Genomic DNA, 23,372 nt, shown 5'->3' with positions numbered 1-23,372 from the left:
GAAATTTCTCCACGGTGTAAGGGGGGATCAGCGGCGCCACCGCCGGGTGGCGGCAGTCACGCGGAACTGAGTCCGGGACTGAGTCGGGGACTCAGGCCTGGTGCTTCAGGATGTAGTCCGCGGCGTCGCCGACGGTCTTGAGGTTCTTGACGTCGTCGTCCGGGATCTTGACCTCGAAGCGCTCTTCGGCGGCGACGACGACCTCGACCATGGACAGCGAGTCGACGTCCAGGTCGTCGGTGAAGGACTTGTCCAGCTGGACGTCCTCGACGGGAATACCGGCGATCTCGTTGACGATCTCGGCGAGACCCTCGAGGATCTCTTCCTGGGTGGCGGCCATGTGGCGCTCCTTCGGTGTTTTTACGGGTTTGTGGGCATCCGGAAGATCCGGTGTGCCTAGGGGAGGGTAACGACCGTCGCGGCGTAGACGAGACCCGCCCCGAAGCCGATGACGAGCGCGGTGTCACCGCTCTTCGCCTGTCCGGTCGCCAGGAGCCGCTCCATCGCGAGCGGGATCGAGGCGGCCGAGGTGTTGCCGGTGGTTTCGACGTCACGGGCGACCGTGACGTGCTCCGGCAGTTTGAGAGTCTTCACCATCGAGTCGATGATCCGCATGTTGGCCTGGTGCGGAATGAAGACGTCCAGGTCGTCCGCGCTGATTCCGGCCGCGTCCAGCGCCTGCTGGGCGACCTTCGCCATCTCGAACACGGCCCAGCGGAACACCGCCTGGCCCTCCTGCGTGATCGCAGGGAACTTGCCGGAGGAGCTGTCGTACTCCGTCCACGGCACGGTCTGCTTGATGGTCTCGGACTTGTCGCCCTCGGAGCCCCAGACCGTACGGCCGATGCCCGGCTCGTCCGCGGGGCCGACCACGACCGCGCCCGCGCCGTCGCCGAACAGGAAGGCCGTCGCGCGGTCCTCCAGGTCGGTCAGGTCGCTGAGCCGCTCCACGCCGATGACCAGCACGTACTCCGCCGAACCCTCGACGATCATGCCCTTGGCGAGGGTCAGGCCGTAGCCGAAGCCCGCGCAGCCCGCGGAGATGTCGAACGCGGCCGGCTTGACCGCGCCGATCTTGTCCGCGATCTCGGTGGCGACGGCCGGGGTCTGCTTGAAGTGCGAGACGGTGGAGACGATCACACCGCCGATCTGCTCGGGGGTGAGACCGGCGTCCGCGATGGCCTTGCCGGCGGCCTCCACCGACATCGCCGTCACGGTCTCCTCGTCGGAGGCCCAGTGCCGGGTGGCGATGCCGGAGCGGGAGCGGATCCACTCGTCGGACGAGTCGATCGTCTCCAGGATGACCTCGTTGGGGACCACCCGGGTCGGGCGGTAGCCGCCGACGCCCATGATCCGGGCGAACGGCGCGCCCTTGCTGGGCTTGATCTTCGACATGCTGCTACGGCTCCTTATTCGGCACCCGCCGCGGCAGCGGCAGATGTCCCGGTCTCGGCGATGAGCGCGCGGGCCGCTTCGAGGTCGTCCGGGGACTTCAGGGCGACGGTCTTCACGCCGGGCAGCGCACGCTTGGCCAGGCCGGTCAGGGTGCCGCCGGGGCACACCTCGATCAGCGCGGTGGCGCCCAGTTCCTGGAACCTCTCCATGCAGAGGTCCCAGCGGACCGGGTTCGAAACCTGGTTCACCAGACGGGCGACGACCTCGGCGCCGGAGGCGACCGTGGCGCCGTCGGCGTTCGAGACGTAAGGAATCCTCGGGTCGGAGACGTCGAGCGAGGCCGCGGCCTGGCGCAGCTCCTCGACCGCCGGGGCCATGTGGTGCGTGTGGAACGCGCCGGCCACCTTCAGCGGGACGACCCGGCGCACACCCTCGGGCTTGTCCGCCTCCAGGGCGGCCAGCTGCTCCAGGGTGCCCGCGGCCACGACCTGGCCGGCGCCGTTCACGTTGGCCGGGGTGATGCCGAGCTTCTCCAGGTGCGGGAAGACGATCTCGGGCTCACCGCCGAGCAGCGCGGACATACCGGTCTCGGTGATGGCCGCCGCCCGGGCCATGCCCAGGCCCCGGGTGCGTACGAAGCGGAGCGCGGCCTCGTCGGAGAGCACGCCCGCGTACGCGGTGGCGGTGATCTCGCCCACGCTGTGGCCGGCCACCGCGCCGGGGGTGATGTCACCCAGTGCCGCGGCGGAGAGCAGACCCGCGGCGACCAGCAGGGGCTGGGCCACGGAGGTGTCGCGGATCGCGTCGGCGTCCGCCTGCGTGCCGTAGTGGACGAGGTCGAGCCCGATGGCGTCCGACCACGCGGCGAGCCGGTCGGCGGCGCCGGGGAGGTCGAGCCAGGGAGTCAGGAAGCCGGGCGTCTGAGCGCCTTGGCCGGGAGCGACGAGTACGAGCACTCTCACACTCTCTCTTGTGGACGGCCCTGCTCGCCCGTGGGGACAGGGACGAAGAACCGTCGGGGGAATTGTGGGTGTCCGACAAAAGTCTAGGACTGCGGATCTCCGTCGGCCAGACGCCCCAGGATCAGGGCGATCCTGAGCGTGAAGGCGGAACGTACATCGGAGGGGGACCAGCCGGTGACGTCCGTCACACGTCGCAGCCGGTAGCGCACGGTGTTGGGGTGCACAAAGAGCATCCGGGCCGCGCCCTCCAGGCTGCTCGCCTGCTCCAGATAGACGCTCAGGGTCTCCAGGAGCGCCGAGCCCGCCTCCTCCAGCGGTCTGTAGATCTCCTCCACCAGCTGGTCGCGCGCGGCCGGATCGGAGGCGATCGCCCGCTCCGGCAGGAGATCGTCCGCGAGGACGGGCCGCGGGGCGTCCTGCCAGGCCGTGCACGCCTTGAGCCCGGCGGCGGCGGCCTGGGCGGAGCGGGTGGCGGCCAGCAGGTCGGGGACGACGGGGCCGGCCACCACGGGACCGGCCGCGTACGGGCCGATCAGGGCCTTGGCGACGTGGAGCGGGTTGTCGCTGCCGCCCGCGATGACGACCAGGCGGTCGCCGAGCACGCCCGTGAGGACCTGGAGCTTGGCGTGCCGGGCGGCCCGGCGGATGGCCTCCACGGTCAGTTCGCTGTCGCCGTCGGGGGCGGTACCGAGCACCACGCACACATGCTCCGGCGAGTTCCACCCGAGGGCGGCGGCCCGGGAGACGGCCCCCTCGTCGGCTTCCCCGGAGAGCACGGCGTTGACGACCAGCGATTCGAGCCGGGCGTCCCAGGCACCGCGTGCCTCGGCGGCCTGGGCATACACCTGGGCGGTGGCGAAGGCGATCTCGCGGGCGTAGACGAGCAGGGCCTCGCGCAGGATCGACTCGTCGCCGGGCGCCGCGACCTCCTCGATCGCGGTCTCCATGACCTCGATGGTGGTGCGCACCATCTCGACGGTCTGGCGCAGGGTGATGGCCCGGGTCAGCTCGCGAGGCGCGGTCCCGAAGACGTCGGTGGAGATGGCCTGCGGGGTCTCCGGGTGCCGGAACCACTCGGTGAAGGCCGCGATGCCGGCCTGGGCGACCAGACCGATCCAGGACCGGTTCTCCGGCGGCATCGCCCGGTACCACGGTAGCGTCTCGTCCATGCGGGCGATGGCGTTCGCGGCGAGCCGGCCGGAGGACTGCTCAAGGCGCTTGAGGGTCGCGGCGTGCGGATGGGCGGCGTTCGGCGGCTGCGGCGATTCGGGTTCGGGCACGGGACAAGACTGCCTTATCGGGACGGGTGAGTGCCCTGCCGGGGTTCGGGGAGCGTTCCAGGCCCTACCGTGGACCCGTGATTTCCGTCAGGCGAGCCCATGAGCGCTACCGGGGCGGCGACGCCGCGGCCGGTATCGCGTCCCTGCACGCGTTCTCCTTCGGCGGCTTCTACGATCCGGACAATCTGCGTTTCGGCCCCGTCCTGGCCTGCAACGAGGAGCGGCTCGCCCCCGGCGCGGGCTTCGACGAGCACCCGCACAGCCACACCGAGATCGTCACCTGGGTGGTGGAGGGCGAGCTCACCCACCGCGACTCGACGGGCCACGCCACGGTCGTACGGGCGGGGGACGTGCAGCACCTCAGTTCGGCCGGCGGGGTGCGCCACGAGGAACGCAACGAGGGCCCCGCCCCCCTGGTCTTCGTCCAGATGTGGCTGGCCCCCCAGCACCCCGGCGGCACCCCGTCGTACGAGATCGTCCGCGGCATAGCCGACTCGACCCCCTACGCGGTCCTGGCGGCGGGCGCGATGCTCCACGTGCGCCGCCTCACGCCCGGCGAGCGCACGGCGGTCCCGGACGCGCCGGGGGCATACGTGCACGTGGTCCGGGGCGAGGTGGCCCTGGGGGCGGAGCGGCTGGGCCCGGGGGACTCGGCCCGGCTCACCGGCGAACCGGCCCTCGACGTGATCGCGCGCACGGGGGCGGAGCTGCTGTTCTGGGAGCTGAACGAGACGTAGGTGGGGGCCCGGGGTTTGTCTGTGGGTGGGTGGGTGGCTGGTCGCGCAGTTCCCCGCGCCCCTTTGGGGTCTGGGAGTCGTCTGCGGAACGTGCTGGGTTGCTCGCGCAGTTCCCCGCGCCCCTAAGTGGCTAGGGGCGCGGGGAACTGCGCGAGCAACCCCCACCGGCTCGCGGACGACGAACCAAGCCGCCCGGCTGAGGGCTTTCGGGAAGGGGCGGGGTGGGGGGAACTACCCCAGCTCCGCCAGCACCGCATCCGTAAACCCAGGCCACGCCTCCACCGCCCACGCCCCGAACGCCCGATCCGTCAGGGCGACACACGCCACCGACGCCTCCGGGTCGACCCACAGAAACGTGCCCGACTGCCCGAAGTGCCCGAAGGTCCGCGGCGAGGACGAACTCCCCGTCCAGTGCGGGGACTTGGCGGACCGGATCTCGAACCCCAGCCCCCAGTCGTTGGGGTTCTGGTGCCCATACCCCGGCAGCACCCCCTTCGTACCCGGATACTGCACCGTCATCGCCTCCGCGACCGTCATCGGATGCAGCAGCTGCGGCGCCTGCACCTCCGCCGCGAACCGCGCCAGGTCGTCGACGGTCGAGACGCCGTCCTTGGCCGGCGAGCCCTCCAGCGACGTCGACGTCATCCCCAGCGGTTCGAGGACGCCCTCGCGCAGATAGTCGGCGAACGGGATCCCGGTCCGCTTGGCGATGTGGTCGCCGAGAACCTCGAACCCGGCGTTGGAGTAGAGCCGCCGCTCCCCGGGCGCCCCCATCACCCGGTGCTCGTCGAACGCGAGCCCCGAGGTGTGCGCGAGCAGATGGCGCACGGTCGAGCCCTCGGGCCCGGCGGGCTCGTCCAGTTCGACGGCGCCCTCCTCGTACGCGACGAGCGCGGCGTACGCGGCGAGCGGCTTGGTGACGGAGGCGAGCGGGAACCGCTGCCCGGTCGGGCCGTGCGCCCCGGCGACGGTGCCGTCCGCACGGACGACGGCGGCCGCCGCGTGCGGCACGGGCCAGTTCTCGATCAGCGCCAGGCTCTTCATGCGTACGAGCCTAAACGGTCCCCGCCGCCAATTTCGCTTGCCTGGAGTGCACTCCAACGTTCTAGCGTGGGGGCATGACGGTGATCGAGAGCATTCCTGTGAAGCCCGCGGCCGTGAACCTGTGCAAGGCGCGCCCGCCGCACCCGCGTCCCCAGGGCCAGGACCGCTACACGATCAGCGAGGTCTCCGCGCTGAGCGGGCTCACCGCGCACACCCTGCGCTGGTACGAGCGGATCGGTCTGATGCCGCACGTGGACCGCTCGCACACCGGGCAGCGGCGGTTCACCAACAAGGACCTCGACTGGCTGGCCTTCGTCACCAAGCTGCGGCTGACCGGGATGCCGGTCGCGGACATGGTCCGGTACGCCGAGCTGGTCCGCGAGGGCGAGCACACCTTCGACGCGCGTCAGGAGCTCCTGGAGCAGACCCGGCGCGACGTCCTGACGCGCATGGCGGAGCTCCAGGACACCCTCGCCGTCCTCGACCACAAGATCAACTTTTACGCGGACTCGAGGCGAGCGGCGGAGAGGGCCTGAACGGAGGCCGGGGCCACAGACCCCGGCCACTCACGGCTCCGGCGCTCACGGCTCCGGCGCTCACGGCTCCACCAGCGGCTCCACCGCTCACAGCTCCGCCAGCAGCTCCGCCTTCTTCGCGCTGAATTCCGCGTCCGTCACCAGTCCCGCCCGGTGGAGTTCACCCAGGTGCCGGATCCTTTCGGCGATGTCCGCCGGGTCGCGCCGCCCGGGGGACGCGTGGGCCACCGGGACCGGCGCGCCGGCCGCGCCCCGGATCGCCTGGAGGACCGCGGCCGCGAACGGCAGCGACTCGTGGACCGGCCCGTACCCGAGGCCGAAGACGACCGCGGCCGGGTCCTGGTCGGGCTGCGGCGCGGCGGCCGCGTCGACGTCCCGCCGCACCAGGCGCAGATAGCCGTCGAAGACCTCCGGCGAGCGCCACTCGACCCCGCACAGCGACGCCAGCGGGAACGTCTGGTCGCCCGCCTTCCACTTCGCCGAGGAGGCACCCGTCCAGAACCAGCGGAACGACACCTGGCGGCCGTCGAAGGAGGCCTTCCCGTCGTACGCCTTGAAGCTCTGCGGCGGCTCCGGCGCCGCCACCACATACCGCTCCGACGGCTCCGCCGCGTCCGGGCCCAGCAGCGCGCGCAGCTCGTCCGCGTAGTACTCGGCGAGCGTCTCGCGCTCCGCGGGCAGCACCAGGCGGTACGGGTCGCACCCGTCCTTGAGCTGTCCCGCCGCGGCCTCCATCAGCGGGTCGGCGCCGGGTCTCGGCACCGCGTGCAGCACCACCGTGCCGCGCTTGCCCGGGGTCAGCGTCACCGACTCCAACGCTTCGTGGGGGATGCGCCGTTCGCGCAGCGCCGTGAACAGCTTCGGCGTGCGGATCCCCCGTTCGAAGCGGATGAGTACGGAGTCGGGCTCGAACTCCCAGGTGGCATGAATTCCGGCCAGCACATCACCCATGCGCCTCATCGTAGGCGGCGCACGCCCGCGCGTCCCCCCTCGGCGCCGGCCGCAATGTCATACGTATGTATGCGGCGGCGCCGACTTCTACGCGCGTCAGGCCGCGTCCGCGCCGGAAATACCGCGCTGGCAGGCCGTATTGCCTTTGAGACAGCTGACGGACTCGTACGAACCGACGCCTATCGCGGCGAAGTTGGCGAGACTCTGTGTGCCCGGCTCGAAATAGCCCGCGTGGCCCACGGCGCCGGCCGCCGAGAGCACCCGCGCGCCGAACCCGGCGGACACCGGGTCCGCGCCGTGGCCCAGGCCCGCGACGTCCAGGTGCGGCACGTCTTCGATCCAGTCGTCGCGGTCCCGCATCGCCCAGACCCGGGCCGAAGTGCCCAGGTGGGAGGCGCTCTGGGTGCGCATGCCGGGGCTGCCCGCGACCGCTATGTCGACCACCCGCGGCGGCAGCCGGTGCGCGGCGACGCCGCACAGCACCGAGCCGTAGCTGTGGCAGAACAGGGAGACCGGCGCGTTCCCGGGCAGCGCGCGGACCAGCTTGTTGAGCCGGACCCCGCCCTCCTCGGCCAGCCGGCCGATCGCGGAGTCGATGCCGAGCCCGGCCGGGGTGGTGTAGTCGGCCCAGGCGATGACCGCGGTGCGGGTGCGGGGACCCGCCGCGCGCTCCGCCGCGTACAGCGACTGCGCCATGCCCACCGGGGCGGAGTACTTGCGCGTGGTCTTCTCGAACGTCATGACGTTGGTGTCGACGCCCGGGACGATCATCGAGATGCGCTCGGCGTGTTCGAGGTCGCCGAAGACCTCGGCGACGCGGCCGCTGTCCGACGGGTCGAAGGCGAGGATCTGCCGGTCGCCGCTGAGCAGCGACTCGTACCGGTGCATCTGGCGGCCCGCGCCCTGGCGGCCGTCGGGGGTGAGCCGGCTGTCGTGCATCCGGGCCCGCTCGGTGTCCCGCGCCTCGACGAGGGCCAGCCGGTTCGCCTCGTAGCGCAGCGGGATCGGCGCGCCGTTGAGGTTGCCGACGACCAGCGGGTAGCGCCGGACCAGATCGGTGCGCTCGCCGGCCGTCAGCGAGGCGAAGAAGTGGGCGAGCCGGCGCGGTGAGGCGTCCGGGGCCGGGAGCTTCTCGTTGTCGAGGGTGCCCCGCGCCCAGGCGGCGAGGGCGACGGCACGCGGCTCGGTCGACCCCTGGTGGCCGCGGACCGCGGTCCATCCCGAGGTCGCGAGCATCACGAACACGACGGCGAGCGCGAGCAGCGCGCGCCAGACGTTGAGTGTGGGGGAGGAGTCGAAGGAAGTCACTGCGGTACAGAGTAGGAGGCCCGGAAGGTCCACTGGGGTGACAGTGACTCAGATCACGTTTGAGCAGGTCGTGGAGGGTGGGGAGGTGTCACCGCCCGCGCGCGCGGGCGCACGCTCCGTGCGGCGCGCGCCCCTGATGATCACGGGTGCCCCCCGGGTGATCACATCCGCCAATCACCCGCCGGAGCTGGGCCGGAAGGCCGGGGTGATCCTCGGCCGGCCGCCGCGGGGCGTCCCACGCCGGTGTCCTCGCCGCGCCCCTCCACCCTGCCCCGCGACTCTCGTCACACCGCCGGGGGCGGCCACCGCGACACGCGGGCGCGGATCGCACTCCGCGTCCAGCTCCTCACGGTCGGTGATCGTCCGTGCGGCGGGTCGCGGCCGCATATGACCCCTCCGCATATGAGCCCCTCCAAGTCGTGGTCCGAGCCGCTGTTCACCTATCCGGGTGAAGCGGCGCGATACGGAAACTGGTGGCGGCGGGGCCACGTTCAACGGGACAAGAAGATCGCCCGACGACACGGGGGTTGACCCGCGATGCGTACGACAACGACAGCGACAGCGACAAGGGCAGCGACAACGGCAAAGGCAGCGGCAACGGCAGCGACGACGACGCGGACCACGGTCGTGACGGCCGCGGCCGTCCTCGCCGCCACCGCCTTCCTGCTGCCCGCCCCGGCCCGCGCGGCCGCCCCGCCGCGCCTCGGCTCCTGCGCGCCCGGCGAGCTGTGCCTGTGGAAGCAGCCGGAGTTCAAGGGCACCCGGCAGGTGTACGACCTGAGGAGCATCGAGATCGAGAGCTGTACGGCGTTACCGGCCGGCACGGACGCCGGGTCCCTCGCCAACCGGACGGGCCGCCCGGTGACGGCGTACCAGTCCGAGGAGTGCGCGGAGACCGCCGAGTTCGACACCTATCCGGGCGGCGGGTCCTGGGTGCCCCAAAGCCCTTACCGGGTACGGGCGTTCAAGGTCTGGGGGAGCTGAGGGCATGCGGGGGTCACGACAGGGGCGCGCCTCGGGTGCCCTGCCCGCAGGCGCACTCCGCCCCGCCCGCCAGCGCCGTCACCTGCCCGCGCAGCGACCGCACCTCCTGGGTGAGCGCCTCCAGGAGCGCGGTCTGGCGCCGCTCCTCCTCGTCGTCGCGCTCGAAGCGGGAGATGAACCAGGCCGCGATGTTCGCCGTCACCACACCGAGCAGGGCGATGCCGGACAGCATCAGGCCGACCGCGATGAGCCGTCCGAGCCCGGTGGTCGGGGCGTGATCGCCGTAGCCGACGGTGGTCATCGTGGTGAACGACCACCACACCGCGTCGCCCAGCGTCTTGATGTTCCCGGCCGGTGCGCCCCGCTCCACCTCCAGCACGGCCAGCGAGCCGAACATCAGCAGCCCGACCACGGCCCCGCCGACATAGACGGTCAGCTGTATCTGTGGGGCCATCCGCGCCCGTCGTCCCACCAGGGCGAGCGTGGAGACGACCCGGAGCAGCCGCAGCGGCTGGATCAGCGGCAGCACCACCGCGAGCAGGTCCAGCCAGTGCGTGCGGACGAACAGCAGCCGCCGGCCGGACAGCGCGAGCCGCACCAGGTAGTCACAGGCGAACGCGCCCCACACCACCCACTCCACGCCGACGCACGCGTCCTGCAGCCAGGTCCCCGCGCCGGGGTGGACGACGGGCACGGCGTACGCGAGGGCGAAGGCGACGGCCAGTGCGAGCAGCGGCCACTGGGTCCACCGCTCCCACCGCGTCTGCGCGGGAAGTTGCTTCATGTGCGCATCGTAAAAGCGGTGAAGCGGTCATACGAACGCCGAAGGGCGGCGGGACCGCGACCGGCCCCACCGCCCTCTCGTATGCGGCTACGGCTACGCGTCGCCTCCGGCCGGACCCGGGTCCGCCGCCGTGACGTCGAGCAGCTGGTACCGGTCGACGGCTTGCTTGAGCACCGAGCGGTCCACCTTGCCGTCCCGCGCGAGCTCGGTGAGCACCGCGAGGACGATCGACTGGGCGTCGATGTGGAAGTAGCGCCGCGCCGCGCCCCGGGTGTCGGCGAAGCCGAACCCGTCGGCGCCCAGCGAGGTGTACCGGCCGGGCACCCAGCGCGAGATCTGGTCCGGCACCGAGCGCATCCAGTCCGAGACCGCGACGAACGGGCCCTCGGCGTCGGCGAGCTTGCGCGTCACGTACGGGACGCGCTGCTCCTCCTCCGGGTGGAGCAGATTGTGCTCCTCCGCCTCGACGGCGTCGCGCCGCAGCTCGTTCCAGGAGGTGGCGGACCAGACGTCGGCCCGTACGTTCCACTCCTCGGCGAGGATCCGCTGCGCCTCGACGGCCCACGGGACGGCCACGCCGGACGCCATGATCTGCGCCGGGATGGTGCCCGCGGTGCCCCGGGCGTAGCGGTGGATGCCCTTGAGGATGCCCTCGACGTCGACGTCCGCCGGCTCGGCCGGGTGCTGGATCGGCTCGTTGTAGACGGTCAGGTAGTAGAAGACGTCCTCGCCGGGCTTGCCGTCGGCGGTCTGGCCGTACATCCGGCGCAGACCGTCCTGGACGATGTGCGCGATCTCGTACCCGAACGCCGGGTCGTAGGCGACACAGCCCGGGTTGGTCGAGGCGAGCAGGTGCGAGTGGCCGTCGGCGTGCTGGAGGCCCTCGCCGGTCAGCGTCGTGCGGCCGGCGGTCGCGCCCAGGACGAAACCGCGCGAGAGCTGGTCGGCCATCTGCCAGAACTGGTCGCCGGTGCGCTGGAAACCGAACATCGAGTAGAAGACGTAGACCGGGATCAGCGGCTCGCCGTGCGTCGCGTACGCCGAGCCCGCGGCGATCAGCGAGGCCGTGCAGCCCGCCTCGGAGATGCCGTCGTGCAGCATCTGACCGGTCGGGGACTCCTTGTAGGCGAGCAGCAGATCGCGGTCGACCGCCTCGTACTGCTGGCCGAGCGGGTTGTAGATCTTCGCGCTCGGGAAGAAGGCGTCCATGCCGAACGTGCGGTACTCGTCCGGCGCGATCAGCACGAACCGCTTGCCGATCTCCTTGTCCCGCATGAGGTCCTTCAGGATGCGGACGAACGCCATGGTGGTGGCGATCGACTGCGCTCCCGAGCCCTTCTTCGCGGCCGCGTACGTCTTGTCCTCCGGCAGCGGCAGCGGCTTCGCGCGCACCACCCGGGTCGGGACGTAACCGCCCAGTCCCTTGCGGCGGTCGTGCATGTACTGGATCTCTTCGGAGTTGCGGCCCGGGTGGTAGTACGGCGGGGCGCCGGCCTCCAGCTGGGCGTCCGTGATCGGGATGTGCAGCCGGTCGCGGAAGCGCTTGAGGTCCTCGACCGTCAGCTTCTTCATCTGGTGGGTCGCGTTGCGGCCCTCGAAGTTCGGGCCGAGCGTCCAGCCCTTGACGGTCTGCGCGAGGATGACGGTCGGCTGGCCCTTGTGCGCCTTGGCCGCCGCGTACGCCGCGTACACCTTCTTGTGGTCGTGACCGCCGCGGCCCAGGTGCTGGATCTGCTGGTCGGTCATGTTCTCGACCATGGCGCGCAGCCGGTGGTCGTCGCCGAAGAAGTGGTCGCGGATGTAGCCGCCGGTCTCCGTGGCGTACGTCTGGAACTGGCCGTCCGGCGTGGTGTTCAGCTTGTTGACCAGGATGCCGTCGCGGTCCTGGGCGAGCAGCGGGTCCCAGGAGCGGTCCCAGACCAGCTTGATGACGTTCCACCCGGCGCCGCGGAACTGCGACTCCAGCTCCTGGATGACCTTGCCGTTGCCGCGCACCGGCCCGTCCAGGCGCTGGAGATTGCAGTTGACGACGAAGGTCAGGTTGTCGAGGTTCTCGCGCGCGGCGATGGAGAGCTGGCCCAGCGACTCCGGCTCGTCCATCTCGCCGTCGCCGAGGTACGCCCACACGTGCGAGTCGGAGGTGTCGGCGATGCCGCGCGCCTCCATGTAGCGGTTCATCCGGGCCTGGTAGATCGCGCCGAGCGGGCCGAGGCCCATCGAGACGGTCGGGAACTCCCAGAAGTCCGGCATCAGCCGCGGGTGCGGGTACGAGGACAGCCCGTACGGCGCCTTGGACTTCTCCTGGCGGAAGGCGTCGAGCTGCTGCTCGCTGAGCCGGTCGAGGAGGTAGGCGCGGGCGTAGATGCCGGGGGAGGCGTGCCCCTGGAAGAAGATCTGGTCGCCGCCCTTGCCGTCGTCCTTGCCCCGGAAGAAGTGGTTGAAGCCCACGTCGTAGAGGGAGGCGGAGGAGGCGAAGGTGGCGATGTGGCCGCCGACCCCGATGCCCGGGCGCTGCGCGCGCGAGACCATCACCGCGGCGTTCCAGCGGGTCGCGTTGAGGACCTTGCGCTCGATCTCCTCGTTGCCGGGGAAGAACGGCTCGTCCTTGGTGGCGATGGTGTTGACGTAGTCCGTGCTGCGCATCTCGGGCACGGCGACGCGCTTCTCGCGGGCCCGCTCGATGAGGCGGAGCATCAGATAGCGGGCGCGCTCACGGCCCCGCTCGTCTACCGCCGCGTCCAGGGAGGCGAGCCACTCCTCGGTCTCCTCCGGATCGAAGTCCGGGACCTGGCTGGGAAGGCCGCCAATGATGATCGGGTTGCGATCGGATCCGGAAGCCACGCTGTTCCTTCGCTGTCGGGGGGCGTGCGGCGTTGGTGCGCCGCATCCCATCGTGGACCGCGAGGACCCAAACGTCATCTCTACCGAGCGGTAACGAGGTCTGCGGCCGCCCAAATCGCAACCTTACGCCCAAGCCGCGCGCGTGTTCCCAAAGGGCGCGTCACCCCGATTGGCGTACGCACGGAGCAGAAGCGTGCAAACTATCTGCAAGGGTGTGGGATGAATCACCACCGGGCCCGGGTTCGCCCCTGACTGGGGGCACAGTGCACCCCAAAGGGCGGGTTCGGGGGCCTGGTACTTGCGCGATTCGTCCCGCCCGTGTGGACTACGCCCAAGCCTCGCGCGTGCGTGGGGCCGCATTACTTACCTAATCAAGATCAGGAGGCAAGCCGTGAGCGCGACCGCGGACCACGCGGAGGAGCGGACCAACCCGGCTGCAAGGCTGGGGTTCGAGCCCGGACAGGTGGTCCAGGAGATCGGTTACGACGACGACGTCGACCAGGATCTCCGCGAAGGCATCGAGTCCATCATTGGCCAGGATCTCGTGGATGAGGACTACGACGACGTCGCCGACGCCGTGCTGCTGTGGTTCCGCGACGAGGACGGCGACCTCACGGACGCCCTGGTCGATGCCATCGGCCTCCTGGAGGACGGCGGCGTCATCTGGCTGCTGGCTCCCAAGACCGGCCGGGACGGATACATCGAGCCCAGCGACATGAGCGACGCCGCGCAGACCGCCGGTCTCTCGCAGACCAAGAGCATCAGCGTCGGAAAGGACTGGACGGGCAGCCGTCTCGTCGCACCCAAGCGCTGATCCCCCCGCTTCTCAAGGCCCCCGCCGGCGTACGCCGGCGGGGGCCTTTGCGTAGGGTGGGCCCCACCAGAACGGCCCGCGGCGGCCTTTCGCCCGGGCCCACAGATCTGCCCGGGCCCACAGAAGGGATGGCGTTTCCATGGCGATCGAGGTCGGCACCAAGGCCCCGGACTTCGAGCTCAAGGACAACCACGGCCGGACCGTGAAGCTCTCCGACTTCCGCGGCGAGAAGAACGTGGTGCTCCTCTTCTACCCGTTCGCCTTCACCGGCGTCTGCACGGGCGAGCTGTGCGCGTTGCGCGACAACCTGCCGCAGTTCACCGACCGCGACACCCAGCTGCTCGCCGTCTCCAACGACTCGATCCACACCCTGCGCGTCTTCGCCGAGCAGGAGGGCCTGGAGTACCCGCTGCTCTCGGACTTCTGGCCGCACGGCGAGGTCTCGCGCGCGTACGGGGTCTTCGACGAGGAGAAGGGCTGCGCGGTGCGCGGCACCTTCGTCATCGACAAGGACGGCGTGGTCCGCTGGACCGTCGAGAACGGCCTGCCGGACGCCCGGGACCTCAATGACTACGTCAAGGCGCTCGACACCCTGTGATCCATCGGTCGAATCGCCTGTTTGAGGCGGGAACCGGTCACTAGGATCCAGACGTTGATCCGATGCCAACGCACGACGGGGACGCTGACCAAGCCGGCCCCTCACACTTATTGGGAGGACTCGTGGGAGTCAGCCTCAGCAAGGGCGGCAACGTCTCGCTGACCAAGGCCGCCCCCAACCTGACCGCGGTCATCGTCGGTCTGGGCTGGGACGCTCGTACCACCACCGGGGGTGACTTCGACCTGGACGCCAGCGCACTGCTGACCAACGACCAGGGCAAGGTCGCCAACGACTCGAACTTCGTCTTCTTCAACAACCTCAAGAGCCCCGACGGCTCCGTCGAGCACACCGGTGACAACCTCACCGGTGAGGGCGAGGGCGACGACGAGGTCATCAAGGTGAACCTGGCCGGTGTCCCGGCCGACGTTCACAAGATCGTGTTCCCGGTCTCGATCTACGAGGCCGAGAGCCGCCAGCAGTCCTTCGGGCAGGTCCGCAACGCGTACATCCGCGTGGTGAACCAGGCCGACAACAGCGAGCTCGCCCGGTACGACCTGAGCGAGGACGCCTCGACGGAGACCGCCATGGTCTTCGGCGAGCTGTACCGCAACGGCGCGGAGTGGAAGTTCCGCGCCATCGGCCAGGGGTACGCGTCGGGCCTGCGCGGCATCGCGCAGGACTTCGGCGTCAACGTCTGAGCCGTCGCTCTCCCTCGTCCGGCGCCGCACACCCGTGCGGCGCCGGACGCGCTCAACCCTTCGTTCGCCATTCAGGGGAGGACTCACGATCATGGGCGTCACGCTCGCCAAGGGGGGCAATGTCTCCCTCTCCAAGGCCGCACCGAACCTCACCCAGGTGCTGGTCGGCCTCGGCTGGGACGCGCGTTCCACCACCGGAGCCGACTTCGACCTCGACGCCAGCGCGCTGCTGTGCCAGTCGGGCCGCGTCCTGGGCGACGAGTGGTTCGTGTTCTACAACAACCTCACGAGCCCGGACGGCTCGGTCGAGCACACCGGTGACAACCTGACCGGTGAGGGCGAGGGTGACGACGAGTCGATCATCGTTGACCTGGCCAAGGTGCCGGCCCACTGCGACAAGATCGTCTTCCCTGTCTCGATCCATGAGGCGGACAACCGCGGCCAGACGTTCGGCCAGGTCAGCAACGCCTTCATCCGGGTGGTCAACCAGGCCGACGGCCAGGAGCTCGCGCGCTACGACCTGAGCGAGGACGCCTCCACGGAGACCGCGATGATCTTCGGCGAGCTCTACCGCTACGGCGGCGAATGGAAGTTCCGAGCGGTCGGTCAGGGGTACGCGTCCGGACTGCGGGGGATCGCTCTAGACTTCGGGGTCAACGTTTCGTAAAGCCACGTCCAAGTTGGGCGCGGCGCGGGGGGAGACTCTCCCCCAGACTCCGTCTGGGGGACCCCCACTAGCTAGATGGGGAAGTCAGTGATTCTGAAAACCTTCGGCTGGTCATTCGTGATCACTGCGGTCGGTCTTGCCCTGGCAGTGCTCTACGACGGGTGGACGGCCTTCGGGATCGTGGCGATCCTGTCCATCCTCGAGATCTCGCTGTCGTTCGACAACGCGGTGGTCAACGCCGGAATCCTGAAGAAGATGAACGCCTTCTGGCAGAAGATCTTCCTCACGGTCGGTGTGCTCATCGCCGTCTTCGGCATGCGACTGGTCTTCCCCGTCGTCATCGTCGCCATCAGCGCCAAGATCGGCCCCATCGAGGCCGTCAACCTGGCGTTGAACGAGAAAGAGCACTACAAGGAGCTGGTCACCGACGCGCACGCGTCGATCGCCGCCTTCGGTGGCATGTTCCTGCTCATGATCTTCCTGGACTTCATCTTCGAGGACCGGGACATCCAGTGGCTGCGCTGGATCGAGCGGCCGCTGGCCAAGCTCGGCAAGGTCGACATGCTCTCCGTCGCCATCGCGCTCGGTGTCCTGCTCGTCTCCTCGATGACCTTCGCGACCCACGCCCACCTGCACGGCGGGGCCCACGCGGACAAGGGCGAGACGGTCCTCATCTCCGGCATCGCCGGCCTGATCACGTACATGATCGTGGGCGGCCTCTCCGGTTACTTCGAGGACAAGCTGGAGGAAGAGGAGGAGGCCGAGCTGGAGGCCGAGGAAGAGGCCAAGAAGAGCGGCAAGGGCGGCGCCTCGGCGGTGCTGCTCGCCGGCAAGGCCGCGTTCTTCATGTTCCTCTACCTGGAGGTCCTGGACGCCTCGTTCTCCTTCGACGGCGTGATCGGCGCCTTCGCCATCACCAACGACATCGTCCTGATGGCGCTCGGCCTCGGCATCGGCGCCATGTACGTGCGGTCCCTCACGGTCTACCTGGTCCGCCAGGGCACCCTCGACGACTACGTCTACCTGGAGCACGGCGCGCACTACGCGATCGGCGCCCTCGCCGTGATCCTCCTGGTCACCATCCAGTACGAGATCAACGAGGTCATCACCGGTCTCGTCGGCGTCGTCCTGATCGCCTGGTCCTTCTGGTCCTCGGTCCGCCGCAACAAGCGGATCGCGGCGGAGGGCGGCGGGGATTTCAGTGAGAAGGCGGAAGTCTCCACGGGTGTCTGAATCCGTGGTGTGACCCGTCGGTGATTGCGGAACGCTCTGAGCGGGGCGGCCGGGAGGTTTCGTGCCTCCCGGCCGCCCCGCCGTTCTTCCGGTGCGGGGCCGTTCACTTGGTTCGTATAGGGGTGGGGAACAGATGGCCTTCTGGGACAGCCTGCTGCGCGGCAGGCCCTCGGCGCAGTTCGACACGGGCAGCGCCGCGAGCAACGCGATCGAGCTGACCAAACGGCATCCGGTGGTCTCGCTCGGCAAGCAGGGCGCCAACTCCGGGTCGCTGCGCGTCAACCTGTCGTGGCGGATGCGCACCTCCGACTTCGGCGGCCGGTCGCGGCCCAGCGTGCTGCGGCACCCGTTCAAGCTCTTCAAGCCCGACGTGGTCCAGGCGCACACCCAGGGCGTCGTCAACGTCGACCTCGACCTCGGCTGCCTCTACGAGCTCACCGACGGCTCCAAGGGCGTGGTCCAGCCGCTCGGCAGCTTCTTCGGCGCCACCAACGCGCCGCCGTACGTCCAGCTCAGCGGCGACGACCGGTTCGGCTCGCCGTCCGGCGAGACGATCTACGTCAATCTCGACCACCGCGAGTCCATCAAGCGGCTGCTGGTCTTCGTCTACATCTACGACCAGACACCCGCCTTCGACCGTACGCACGCCAAGGTCACGCTCTACCCGAGCAACGGCCCGCGCATAGAGATCGACCTGGACGAGCACGCCCCGCAGGCCCGCTCCTGCGCGGTCGTCACCATCGAGAACGTCAAGGGGGACATGGTCGTGCGCCGCGAGGTGAAGTTCGTGTACGGCTTCCAGGCCGAGCTGGACCGGCTCTACGGATGGGGGCTCCAGTGGGGCCGGGGCTACAAGACGAAGGCCTGAGAGTGCGGCTGTGAGCGGGCCCGGCCCGTCACTGCCGGATGAACTGCGGCCCCATCGGCGGCAGCGCGAAGTCCGGGTCCGCCGCGTGGGCGGCTGCCGCCGGCTGCGGATAGCCGTAGCCGGGCTGCTCCGAGGCGGGCTGCGGATAGCCGTACGAGGGCTGGTGCGCCGGCGGGTGCTGGGGCGGCGCGGGGTGCGGGTAGCCGTAGGAGGGCGGCGAGGCGGCCGGCAGCGGCGGCACGTACGGCTGGGTCTGCGGCTGGGCGGCCGTGGGAACGGCGGGCGGCAGCGGCTGCGACACGGAGACGGCGGGCACGGGGGCTGGGGCCGCCTGCCCGTGCGTCCGGGCGGGGTCCGGGGCCGGGGGCCGGGCGCCGCCGGAGGAGCCGCTGTCCGCGCCCTCCTCGCCGTCCTCGTCCACGGAGATCCCGTACTCGGTCGCGAGCCCCACCAGACCGGTCGGATAGCCCTGCCCCACCGCGCGGAACTTCCACGTCTCGCCGCGCCGGTAGAGCTCGCCGCAGATGATCGCGGTCTCCTCGCCGGTCTCCGCCTTCACGTCGAAGACAGCCAGCGGCTCGGCGCCGGCCGGCCCCGCGTCGTACAGCAGAACGCGCAGGTCACGGACGGCGCCGAAGGTCGCGCCGTCCGAGGAGGCGGTGACCAGGACGCGGTCGACGGACGGGTCGAGCGCGCCCAGATCCGCCTCGATGGTGTCGGTCAGACCGTCCCCGACCCGCTTCTTGGGCAGCCGCCGCACCAGGCCGGAGGGGTGGCGCGGCTGGTTGTAGAAGACGAAGTCCTCGTCGGAGCGCACACGGCCGTCGGCCGCCAGCAGCAGCGCCGAGGCGTCCACGTCCGGGACGTCGGCGCCCGGCGTCCAGCGGAGCACGGCCCTGACGGCCATGGCCTCCAGCGGGACGTTGGATCCCTTCAGCATCGCGTGCGTCATGGTCGCCATCCTGCCTTCCCGTCGCCCGCCCGGACAACGCGGGGGCCCGAGGGCGGCCTTGTCCCGCAGATGAGCGTTACGTACCTTACGTACCGCGTCCGCGCGCGGCACCGGAAGAGCGCGGGCGAGTTACCGGGATTTCATGCCCGCGGGGAACTCGCGACATGTGTTCCTACGTACTATTACCGGCCACCCACCCACACTCAGTCCGGGCCATCGTTGCAGTACAGGGGAATCCATATGCGTCATTTCGGGCACGTTCCGCCTGCTGCTCGTAAGGACCTGTTCCACCGGGAGCCCGTCGAGTTCAGCTCGGACTCTCCCGCGCGTGTGCTGGCCGCCGCGCTGGGAGCCACGCTCTACAGCCCCGCGACCCGCCCCACGCTCGCCGACGACGTGCTCAAGCAGGCCCGCCGGGGTGTCGTGTCCATGGTGCTCTGCCTGGAGGATTCGATCGACGACGCCGAGGTGGCGGGGGCGGAGGCCAATCTGGTCCGCCAGTTCGCGGACCTCGACGCGCGCGACGGGCAGATCCCGCTGCTGTTCATCCGGGTCCGCGAACCCGCCCAGATCCCCGATCTGGTGCGGCGGCTCGGCTCCTCGGTGCGGCTGCTGTCCGGATTCGTACTGCCGAAGTTCACCGAGGAGCGCGGGGTGCCGTTCCTGGAGGCGCTGGGCGCGGCCGAGGCGGCGAGCGGGCGGCGGCTCTTCGCGATGCCGGTGCTCGAATCGCCCGAGCTGCTGCACCTGGAGACCCGGTGCGACACGCTGACCGGCATCGCCCGTACCGTCGACAAGTACCGCGAGCGGGTGCTCGCGCTGCGGCTCGGCGTGACCGACTTCTGCTCGGCGTACGGGCTGCGCCGCTCGCCGGACATGACGGCGTACGACGTGCAGATCGTGGCCGGGGTGATCGCGGACGTGGTCAACGTGCTGGGCCGCGCCGACGGCACCGGCTTCACGATCACCGGCCCGGTGTGGGAGTACTTCAGACTCCAGGAGCGCATGTTCAAGCCCCAGCTGCGGCGCAGCCCCTTCCTCGAAGGGCGCGCGGAGGATCTGCGCGACACACTGATCGAGCGGGACATCGACGGCCTGCTGCGCGAGATAGAGCTGGACCGCGCCAACGGGCTGCTCGGCAAGACCTGCATCCACCCCTCGCACGTGGTGCCGGTGCACGCGCTGTCCGTGGTCAGCCACGAGGAGTACAGCGACGCCAGGGACATCCTGCGCCCGGAGCGGGGCGGGGGCGGAGTGCTGCGCTCCGCGTATACGAACAAGATGAACGAGGTGAAGCCGCATCGCGCCTGGGCCGAGCGGACCCTGCTGCGCGCCGAGGTCTTCGGCGTCGCGCACGAGGACACCGGCTTCGTGGAGCTGCTGACCGCCGGCCTGGCCGGATGACCGACTCAGAGATACGCAGAGGATTCGACAACGTGGTGGTCTGGTCGGGAACGTGGGTCGCGGAGCGGCTCGGAGTCGAACTCCAGGGTGACGAGCGGTTGCCCGAGCTGCTGGGCCTCGCCCTGCGCCGCAACCCCAAGCGGGCCCATCTGCTGGTCTCCAACGTGCTGGGCAAGCACGTGCCGCAGCGGCCCTCGCGGGTGTACGGGGCGGGGTACGGGCTGGGGGAGGAGGTACGGGAGCTGCTCGGCCCTGAGGCGGCCGGTGCGGTCGTCCTGGGCTACGCGGAGACCGCGACGGGCCTCGGTCACGCGGTGGCGGACGGCCTGGGCGTGGCGCCCTGTCTGCACTCCACGCGCCGCCCCGTCGAGGGGGTCGCGCGGGCGGGCGGCTTCGAGGAGTCCCACTCCCACGCGACCTCGCACCTGCTGCTGCCGGAGGATCCGGCGCTGCTGGCGCGGGACGGGGTGCTGGTCCTGGTCGACGACGAGTTCTCGACCGGCAACACGGTCCTGAACACGATCCGGGCGCTGCACGCGCGCTACCCCCGGCGCCGGTACGTGATAGTCGCCCTGGTCGACATGCGCTCCCCGGCGGACCGCACCCGCTTCGCCGCGTTCGCGACGGAGATCGGGGCGGAGGTGTCCCTGGTGACCCTGGCGGCAGGAACGGTTCGCCTGCCGGAGGGGGTACTGGAGAAGGGCCAGGCGCTGGTGGCCGAGCACAGCGGCACCCCGGTCCCGGGGGCCCCTTCCCCGCCCCCCGCCACCACCCTGCCCGCCGTGGCCCGCGCCGAGCTGGCCTGGCCCGATGGCCTCCCCGACGGGGCGCGGCACGGGTTCACCCCGGAGCACCGGGTGGTGCTGGAAGCGGCGCTCCCCGACATGGCCGCCCGCATCCGGGAAGCCCTGGGGGACACCCCCGGCCGCACCCTCGTCCTCGGCTTCGAGGAGCTGATGTACGCGCCCCTGCGCCTCGCCGTCGCCCTGGAGGAGGCGGGCGTGGACGTCCGCTACTCCACCACCACCAGGTCACCCGTCCTCGCCGTGGACGACCCCGGCTACGCCATCCGCACCCGCCTCGTCTTCCCCGCCCACGACACCCCCTCCGACGGCCCCGGCGAGCGCTACGCGTACAACGTGGCGGGCGCCGGCTTCGAGAGCGTCGTGGTCGTCGTCGACTCCGTCGCCGACACCCCCGCACTGCACGCCCCCGACGGCCTGCTGGCCCGGCTCGCCGCGCACATCCCGCACGTCGTACTGGCCGTCGTCCCCTCGTACGTACCCAAAGGTGCCCCCATGCCCGAGCCCCTGCCCGAGCCCCTCCGAGGGCCCGCCTTCTCCTCGTACGCGCCCGACGAGGTCGGCTGGCTGCTCAAGGACCTGTCCGGGGTCGAGCTGGAGGCGCCGACCGAGGAGCGCGAGGAGGCGATCCAGAGCGGCGGCGCCCACTACGCGGAGTCGCTGCCGGTCGAGTACCAGCCCTCGCCCCAGTACCAGGAGCTCTTCCGCGCCGCGCTCGACTCCTCCGCCGACCGCATCGCCCGCGCCGTCGGCATCGTGACCGAGACGGTCCTGGCCGAGCGGTCGCCGCGCCCGGTCCTGGTCTCGCTGGCCCGCGCGGGCACCCCCGTCGGCGTGCTGATGCGCCGCTGGGCCCAGCGGCGGCACGGGCTCGACCTGCCGCACTACGCCGTCTCCATCGTGCGCGGCCGCGGCATCGACCCCAACGCGCTGCGCTGGCTCGCCGCCCACCACGACCCCGCCGACGTCGTCTTCGTCGACGGCTGGACCGGCAAGGGCGCGATCACGCGCGAACTGGCCGCCGCGATACGGGAGTTCGCCGAACACTCGGGGGTCGACCGCTTCGACCCGGAGATCGCCGTCCTCGCCGACCCCGGCTCCTGCGTGCGTACGTACGGCACCCGCGAGGACTTCCTCATCCCGTCCGCCTGCCTCAACTCCACCGTGTCGGGGCTGATATCGCGGACCGTGCTGCGCCGCGACCTGATCGGGCCGGGCGACTTCCACGGCGCCAAGTTCTACCGCGAACTGGCCGGTTCCGACGTCTCGGTGGACTTCCTGGACGCCGTCGCCGCCCGCTTCGACGACGTCGCCGCCGACGTCGAGCGCGAGGCCAAGGCGCTCCAGGGCGCCGACCGCAGCCCCACCTGGGAGGGCTGGGCCGCCGTGGAGCGGATCAGCGAGGAGTACGGCATCCACGACGTCAACCTCGTCAAGCCCGGCGTCGGCGAGACCACCCGCGTCCTGCTGCGCCGCGTCCCCTGGAAGATCCTGGCCCACCGCGACGCCGGCGCCGACCTCGACCACGTACGCCTTCTTGCGGAGCAGCGCGGGGTGCCGGTGGAATGGGTCGACGACCTGCCGTACAGCTGTGTCGGACTGATCCACCCCCAGTACACGCGCGGGGCGACCGGCGCCGACGGCAAGGCGGTGGCCTCCCGATGAGCACCCTGATAGCCAGCGACCTCGACCGTACGCTGATCTACTCGGCGGCGGCCCTCGACCTGACCATGCCCGACCCCCGGGCCCCCCGGCTGCTCTGCGTCGAGATCCACGAGCACAGGCCGCTCTCGTACATGACCGAGAACGCCGCCACCCTGCTCGCCGCGCTCAAGACGGACCCGGACACGCTCTTCGTGCCCACCACGACCCGCACCCGCAAGCAGTACCAGCGCATCCAACTGCCCGGCCTGCCCGCGAAGTACGCGATCTGCGTCAACGGTGGCCAGCTGCTCGTCGACGGGGTCCCCGACCGCGACTGGCGGCGGCAGGTGGACGCCCGGATCTCCGACGAGTGCGCCACGCTCGACGAGGTGCGCGCCCACATCTCGGCCGCCGCCGACCCGGCCTGGCTGCGCAAGGAGCGGGTCGCCGAGGACCTCTTCGCGTACCTCGTGGTCGAGCGCGCGCTGCTGCCCGAGGACTGGGTCAAGGAGCTGAGCGCCTGGGCCGAGGCGCGCGGCTGGACGGTCTCGCTCCAGGGCCGCAAGATCTACGCGGTGCCGAAGCCGCTGACCAAGAGCGCGGCCGTGCACGAGGTGGCCCGCCGCACCGGCGCCGAACTCACCCTGGCCGCCGGGGACTCGCTCCTCGACGCGGACCTGCTGCTCGCCGCCGACGAGGGCTGGCGCCCGAGCCACGGCGAGCTCGCGGACTCCGGCTGGACCGCGCCGCACGTCGACGTCCTGGACGAGCGGGGCGTGCTGGCGGGCGAGGAGATCGTGCGCCGGTTCGCCGCCCGCGCCACGGCCGCCGAGGTTGCGCCCGTCCTGCCCTGACCGGTCCCATACTCG

Annotated in this window: 22 protein-coding genes and 1 pseudogene; 12 read left to right on the top strand and 11 right to left on the bottom strand. The window is 70.9% G+C overall.

The annotated features are described in order from the left end of the window. Nucleotides 1-91: 91 nt before the first annotated feature. From AB0G17_RS09050 to AB0G17_RS09035, 4 genes are all read right to left on the bottom strand, one after another. On the bottom strand, nt 92-340 hold the full coding sequence (locus AB0G17_RS09050; RefSeq protein ID WP_356825481.1) for an acyl carrier protein: 249 nt from the start codon (nt 338-340) through the stop codon (nt 92-94). Between the two features lie 56 nt (nt 341-396). Continuing rightward, on the bottom strand, nt 397-1,395 hold the full coding sequence (locus AB0G17_RS09045) for a ketoacyl-ACP synthase III (RefSeq protein WP_361377848.1): 999 nt from the start codon (nt 1,393-1,395) through the stop codon (nt 397-399). 14 nt (nt 1,396-1,409) lie between these two features. Next, complete coding sequence (locus tag AB0G17_RS09040; protein WP_361378079.1) at nt 1,410-2,351, bottom strand: ACP S-malonyltransferase; 942 nt, start codon at nt 2,349-2,351, stop codon at nt 1,410-1,412. Nucleotides 2,352-2,440: 89 nt separating this feature from the next. Then, nucleotides 2,441-3,637 carry a helix-turn-helix domain-containing protein gene (locus AB0G17_RS09035; RefSeq protein WP_361377845.1) on the bottom strand — a complete coding sequence of 399 codons (1,197 nt, stop codon included), beginning with the start codon at nt 3,635-3,637 and terminating at the stop codon, nt 2,441-2,443. 77 nt (nt 3,638-3,714) lie between these two features. Here AB0G17_RS09035 and AB0G17_RS09030 point away from each other — a divergent pair, with 77 nt between their 5' ends. Then, nucleotides 3,715-4,374, top strand: coding sequence for a pirin family protein (locus AB0G17_RS09030; protein WP_361377842.1), 660 nt, complete (start codon nt 3,715-3,717; stop codon nt 4,372-4,374). A 231-nt stretch (nt 4,375-4,605) separates the two neighbouring features. On the opposite strand, the gene AB0G17_RS09025 is transcribed toward AB0G17_RS09030, so the two are convergent. Next, on the bottom strand, nt 4,606-5,418 hold the full coding sequence (locus tag AB0G17_RS09025) for a serine hydrolase domain-containing protein (RefSeq protein ID WP_361377839.1): 813 nt from the start codon (nt 5,416-5,418) through the stop codon (nt 4,606-4,608). A 74-nt stretch (nt 5,419-5,492) separates the two neighbouring features. Between AB0G17_RS09025 and AB0G17_RS09020 the strand changes: the two genes are divergently transcribed. Beyond that, a complete protein-coding gene (locus AB0G17_RS09020; RefSeq protein WP_361377836.1) occupies nt 5,493-5,954 on the top strand; it encodes a MerR family transcriptional regulator in 462 nt (153 codons plus the stop codon). A gap of 87 nt (nt 5,955-6,041) precedes the next feature. Here the strand turns inward: AB0G17_RS09020 and AB0G17_RS09015 are convergent, their stop codons facing one another. The 3 genes and pseudogenes from AB0G17_RS09015 to AB0G17_RS09005 form a co-directional block, all read right to left on the bottom strand. Then, nucleotides 6,042-6,905 carry a DUF4429 domain-containing protein gene (locus AB0G17_RS09015; RefSeq protein ID WP_361377833.1) on the bottom strand — a complete coding sequence of 288 codons (864 nt, stop codon included), beginning with the start codon at nt 6,903-6,905 and terminating at the stop codon, nt 6,042-6,044. A 96-nt stretch (nt 6,906-7,001) separates the two neighbouring features. Continuing rightward, nucleotides 7,002-8,213, bottom strand: a complete 1,212-nt coding sequence (locus tag AB0G17_RS09010; protein ID WP_361377830.1) for an alpha/beta hydrolase — start codon at nt 8,211-8,213, stop codon at nt 7,002-7,004. A 245-nt stretch (nt 8,214-8,458) separates the two neighbouring features. Then, nucleotides 8,459-8,573, bottom strand: a pseudogene (locus AB0G17_RS09005) (TetR family transcriptional regulator); the annotation flags it as partial. Nucleotides 8,574-8,750: 177 nt separating this feature from the next. Here AB0G17_RS09005 and AB0G17_RS09000 point away from each other — a divergent pair. Continuing rightward, nucleotides 8,751-9,197 (top strand): peptidase inhibitor family I36 protein, encoded by a 447-nt coding sequence (locus AB0G17_RS09000; RefSeq protein ID WP_361377827.1) that lies wholly within the window; start codon nt 8,751-8,753, stop codon nt 9,195-9,197. A 13-nt stretch (nt 9,198-9,210) separates the two neighbouring features. Here the strand turns inward: AB0G17_RS09000 and AB0G17_RS08995 are convergent, their stop codons facing one another. After that, nucleotides 9,211-9,981, bottom strand: coding sequence for a potassium channel family protein (locus AB0G17_RS08995; RefSeq protein ID WP_361377824.1), 771 nt, complete (start codon nt 9,979-9,981; stop codon nt 9,211-9,213). Between the two features lie 93 nt (nt 9,982-10,074). Further along, nucleotides 10,075-12,822, bottom strand: a complete 2,748-nt coding sequence (gene aceE / locus AB0G17_RS08990) for a pyruvate dehydrogenase (acetyl-transferring), homodimeric type (RefSeq protein WP_361377821.1) — start codon at nt 12,820-12,822, stop codon at nt 10,075-10,077. A gap of 391 nt (nt 12,823-13,213) precedes the next feature. Here aceE and AB0G17_RS08985 point away from each other — a divergent pair, with 391 nt between their 5' ends. The 6 genes from AB0G17_RS08985 to AB0G17_RS08960 all read left to right on the top strand — a co-directional run bounded on the left by AB0G17_RS08985 (nt 13,214) and on the right by AB0G17_RS08960 (nt 17,700). Beyond that, nucleotides 13,214-13,636, top strand: a complete 423-nt coding sequence (locus AB0G17_RS08985; RefSeq protein WP_361377818.1) for a DUF3052 domain-containing protein — start codon at nt 13,214-13,216, stop codon at nt 13,634-13,636. 139 nt (nt 13,637-13,775) lie between these two features. Continuing rightward, nucleotides 13,776-14,234 (top strand): peroxiredoxin, encoded by a 459-nt coding sequence (locus AB0G17_RS08980; protein ID WP_067158615.1) that lies wholly within the window; start codon nt 13,776-13,778, stop codon nt 14,232-14,234. Nucleotides 14,235-14,356: 122 nt separating this feature from the next. Beyond that, a complete protein-coding gene (locus AB0G17_RS08975) occupies nt 14,357-14,932 on the top strand; it encodes a TerD family protein (RefSeq protein WP_361377815.1) in 576 nt (191 codons plus the stop codon). 91 nt (nt 14,933-15,023) lie between these two features. Next, nucleotides 15,024-15,599, top strand: a complete 576-nt coding sequence (locus AB0G17_RS08970; protein ID WP_361377813.1) for a TerD family protein — start codon at nt 15,024-15,026, stop codon at nt 15,597-15,599. A gap of 87 nt (nt 15,600-15,686) precedes the next feature. After that, the gene (locus tag AB0G17_RS08965) at nt 15,687-16,832 is read left to right on the top strand and encodes a DUF475 domain-containing protein (RefSeq protein ID WP_101388160.1); all 1,146 of its coding nucleotides are present in this window, start codon (nt 15,687-15,689) and stop codon (nt 16,830-16,832) included. A 133-nt stretch (nt 16,833-16,965) separates the two neighbouring features. Beyond that, entirely contained in the window at nt 16,966-17,700 is a 735-nt protein-coding gene (locus tag AB0G17_RS08960) for a Tellurium resistance (protein ID WP_361377810.1), read from the top strand. Nucleotides 17,701-17,728: 28 nt separating this feature from the next. Here AB0G17_RS08960 and AB0G17_RS08955 read toward each other — a convergent pair whose 3' ends face one another. After that, entirely contained in the window at nt 17,729-18,652 is a 924-nt protein-coding gene (locus tag AB0G17_RS08955; RefSeq protein ID WP_361377807.1) for a TerD family protein, read from the bottom strand. A 240-nt stretch (nt 18,653-18,892) separates the two neighbouring features. Here AB0G17_RS08955 and AB0G17_RS08950 point away from each other — a divergent pair, with 240 nt between their 5' ends. Genes AB0G17_RS08950 through AB0G17_RS08940 form a run of 3 tightly spaced genes read left to right on the top strand, consistent with a single transcriptional unit; the run spans nt 18,893 to nt 23,357 of the window. Beyond that, nucleotides 18,893-20,056, top strand: coding sequence for an HpcH/HpaI aldolase/citrate lyase family protein (locus AB0G17_RS08950; RefSeq protein ID WP_361377804.1), 1,164 nt, complete (start codon nt 18,893-18,895; stop codon nt 20,054-20,056). Continuing rightward, nucleotides 20,053-22,524 (top strand): phosphoribosyltransferase, encoded by a 2,472-nt coding sequence (locus AB0G17_RS08945; protein ID WP_361377801.1) that lies wholly within the window; start codon nt 20,053-20,055, stop codon nt 22,522-22,524. Before AB0G17_RS08950 ends, AB0G17_RS08945 begins: the two co-directional genes overlap by 4 nt. Beyond that, a complete protein-coding gene (locus AB0G17_RS08940) occupies nt 22,521-23,357 on the top strand; it encodes an HAD family hydrolase (RefSeq protein WP_361377798.1) in 837 nt (278 codons plus the stop codon). Before AB0G17_RS08945 ends, AB0G17_RS08940 begins: the two co-directional genes overlap by 4 nt. Nucleotides 23,358-23,372 lie beyond the last annotated feature (15 nt).

The sequence above is a fragment of the Streptomyces sp. NPDC023838 genome, from assembly GCF_040639555.1.
GTDB lineage: Bacteria > Actinomycetota > Actinomycetes > Streptomycetales > Streptomycetaceae > Streptomyces.
This window is presented reverse-complemented; position numbering and strand designations above follow the sequence as displayed.

Bases quoted from the DNA above. Each gene is read 5' to 3' on its own strand.
- AB0G17_RS09050 (WP_356825481.1), bottom strand. From the start codon at position 340: ATGGCCGCCACCCAGGAAGAGATCCTCGAGGGTCTCGCCGAGATCGTC.
- AB0G17_RS09045 (WP_361377848.1), bottom strand. From the start codon at position 1,395: ATGTCGAAGATCAAGCCCAGCAAGGGCGCGCCGTTCGCCCGGATCATG.
- AB0G17_RS09025 (WP_361377839.1), bottom strand. From the start codon at position 5,418: ATGAAGAGCCTGGCGCTGATCGAGAACTGGCCCGTGCCGCACGCGGCG.
- AB0G17_RS09020 (WP_361377836.1), top strand. From the start codon at position 5,493: ATGACGGTGATCGAGAGCATTCCTGTGAAGCCCGCGGCCGTGAACCTG.
- AB0G17_RS09015 (WP_361377833.1), bottom strand. From the start codon at position 6,905: ATGGGTGATGTGCTGGCCGGAATTCATGCCACCTGGGAGTTCGAGCCC.
- AB0G17_RS09000 (WP_361377827.1), top strand. From the start codon at position 8,751: ATGCGTACGACAACGACAGCGACAGCGACAAGGGCAGCGACAACGGCA.
- AB0G17_RS08995 (WP_361377824.1), bottom strand. From the start codon at position 9,981: ATGAAGCAACTTCCCGCGCAGACGCGGTGGGAGCGGTGGACCCAGTGG.
- AB0G17_RS08980 (WP_067158615.1), top strand. From the start codon at position 13,776: ATGGCGATCGAGGTCGGCACCAAGGCCCCGGACTTCGAGCTCAAGGAC.
- AB0G17_RS08970 (WP_361377813.1), top strand. From the start codon at position 15,024: ATGGGCGTCACGCTCGCCAAGGGGGGCAATGTCTCCCTCTCCAAGGCC.
- AB0G17_RS08960 (WP_361377810.1), top strand. From the start codon at position 16,966: ATGGCCTTCTGGGACAGCCTGCTGCGCGGCAGGCCCTCGGCGCAGTTC.
- AB0G17_RS08955 (WP_361377807.1), bottom strand. From the start codon at position 18,652: ATGACGCACGCGATGCTGAAGGGATCCAACGTCCCGCTGGAGGCCATG.
- AB0G17_RS08950 (WP_361377804.1), top strand. From the start codon at position 18,893: ATGCGTCATTTCGGGCACGTTCCGCCTGCTGCTCGTAAGGACCTGTTC.
- AB0G17_RS08945 (WP_361377801.1), top strand. From the start codon at position 20,053: ATGACCGACTCAGAGATACGCAGAGGATTCGACAACGTGGTGGTCTGG.
- AB0G17_RS08940 (WP_361377798.1), top strand. From the start codon at position 22,521: ATGAGCACCCTGATAGCCAGCGACCTCGACCGTACGCTGATCTACTCG.